Source organism: Bradyrhizobium sp. BRP19 (assembly GCF_020194195.1).
In the GTDB taxonomy this organism is placed as follows: Bacteria; Pseudomonadota; Alphaproteobacteria; order Rhizobiales; family Xanthobacteraceae; genus Bradyrhizobium; species Bradyrhizobium yuanmingense.
Genome location: NZ_JADYVZ010000190.1, coordinates 1 through 411 on the forward strand (window position 1 = coordinate 1; position 411 = coordinate 411).

At 68.6% G+C, this 411-nt stretch carries 1 protein-coding gene; it reads left to right on the forward strand.

Going from position 1 to position 411, the window contains the following annotated elements:
• Positions 1–411 (forward strand): FAD-dependent oxidoreductase (locus I6F36_RS39130; protein ID WP_225173309.1); only part of this gene is annotated, 411 nt, incomplete at both ends.

Sequence of the window (411 nt, forward strand, 5' to 3'; positions counted from 1 at the left end):
GTCTACACCGGACCGGGTGGGCGGACGCGCACCGCCACCGCCGACTTCTGCGTCTGCACCATCCCGCCGCAGGTGCTGGCGAAGATCCCGTCGAACCTCACCGAGCCGGTCAGGACCGCCCTGGCGTACGCGGTGCCGAACGCCACCGGCAAGATCGGTCTGCAGTACCGCCGACGGTGGTGGGAGCAGGACGAGAAGATCTACTCCGGCATCACCAACACCAACCTGGATCTCTCCGCGATCTGGTACCCGTCGTACGGCTACCACGGCGCGAAGGGCGTTGTCGTCGGGTACTACAACAACGGCGCGAACGCCCGGGCGTACGCCGCACTGTCACCTGCCGACCGGGAGGCCCGCGCCGTCGCCCAGGGGGTACGCATCCACGGCGAGAAGTACCGCACCGAGCTGGAG